This window comes from Aetokthonos hydrillicola CCALA 1050 (assembly GCF_017591665.1).
GTDB lineage: Bacteria > Cyanobacteriota > Cyanobacteriia > Cyanobacteriales > Nostocaceae > Aetokthonos > Aetokthonos hydrillicola.
Genome location: NZ_JAAKGC010000366.1, coordinates 1 through 1,661, shown reverse-complemented (window position 1 = coordinate 1,661; position 1,661 = coordinate 1). Strand labels below are relative to the sequence as shown.

Genomic DNA, 1,661 nt, shown 5'->3' with positions numbered 1-1,661 from the left:
AACCGCGTGTATCTCCAGAGCAAAACGGTGCAGAAACCAACTGAACCTTTCTGAACTAGAATCAACTAAAGCCAGGTGCACCCACATTGCGCACTTCAATTTGAAATACGGTTGAGTTACAAAACAAATAAAAGTAAGAAAGTCAGGATAATTAAGAAAAGAATAACGAACTAAATTTCTTTTCAAGAAAAATAATTAAATATAAAATATTTAACTGATAAAATAGGTTGTATAGGCACTATAAATTCGAGGAACAATAATGATTCCTTCGGATATTGATAAATTGTTATCCAATATCTAGACGTTGTTTAAATTAAGAAAGTAAATAATATTTCCGGCAAGATGAAGGCAGATTATTTAAAATAAATTTTCGGTCCTCAGTTAAATTAACAATTTGATGAACACCATTTAAAGTCAAAATATGAGTTCCTTGAAAGCATTGAAATACCCATCTTAATGTAGGGGTGAGTGTTAACTTTCCTAGTTGATTCTTGATTCCAAAGTTGGCTCTCTTTAAGCTATTTCTAAGTTCTCTTTGACCGAGATTATAAACTAACAAACATAGAGACATTAAAAATAACATCGTCTCTATTCTTTCAGGATTCTCCACAAAGAAGCTATCAGCAAAAAATAAAGGATCTTTGAGAAACCTAAATCCTCTTTCACAAGACTGTTGATTTTTATAATTTGTAATAATTTCTTCTTTTCACCACTTAACGCCATCCCGAAGAAGTATTTATCGGCTCTTTATCAGCTTTATTTTCACACAACCGCTTCATGCCAACTTACTTAATTTTTTTGAGTATTTTTATTTACTAGTGTCAAACAGTTATTGTATAACAATATGTACTACATTATGAAGTGCGCAATGTGGGCTTTAAATAAATCAAAAAAGGAACAGTTAACCCAAGTATGAATTTTGCTCACTGTTGGAATAATATATCATACCAAGTTGTCTTAGATCGTATTATTTCCTTGAAAGTCAGTTCAGAAGGTAGCATCGCAAATGTTTTAATTTATAATTTGGTAGTGCGAGCATCTTGCTCGCGTGACATGTAAGCGAGCAAGATGCTCGCACTACGTTCTAAAAGACTTGGGAATACTCACGTTTAGAAGGAAACTCGAATCCAAAAAATCCTATCTTTGGCAACTTGGTATCAGAAGAAATGTTAGTCAAAGTTATGTGGAAATTCATTATTATTAAAACGAATAATAAAGTCTTCTGTTGATAATTGATACTTAGTTTCAAATTCCTGAAGGCGTTCTTCTGTGCGCTTTATACCAGCCTCGATACTATGTAATCTTTCTGACAAACCACTTTGAATAATTTGTCTCAGTGAATCTGGGTATTTTGAGATGAGTTTTAGTTCAACCATTGCTTTTTCCAGCGATCGCACTCGTATTAGGAAGCATTCCAATTTTTAAAAGGTAGTGTGAGCATCTTGCTCACATACCGCAGCAAGCGAGCAAGATGCTCGCACTCCCAAATTATAAATTTAAACATTTAGGATGTTCCCCTCCTCTTACCTCTTATCTAAGGTGATTTACGGGAATAAATATACCACCCTAGTTGGTTTCGGCTTCGCTCAACCAACTGAGAGATCGCGAGTTGAGCGAAGTCGAAACTCGCATTCCCCAGGTATTTTCTTTCTTGGAAATCA

1 protein-coding gene and 1 pseudogene are annotated in these 1,661 nt (G+C 34.3%); both read right to left on the bottom strand.

Annotated features, from left to right (window positions below; translation table 11 throughout):
• Window positions 1–313: 313 nt before the first annotated feature.
• A pseudogene (locus tag G4P69_RS37985) lies at window positions 314–700 on the bottom strand (IS1634 family transposase); the annotation flags it as partial.
• A 469-nt stretch (window positions 701–1,169) separates the two neighbouring features.
• Window positions 1,170–1,418: a hypothetical protein gene (locus G4P69_RS37980; protein ID WP_243902294.1), complete on the bottom strand. Its 249-nt coding sequence runs from the start codon at window positions 1,416–1,418 to the stop codon at window positions 1,170–1,172.
• Between the last annotated feature and the right edge of the window lie 243 nt (window positions 1,419–1,661).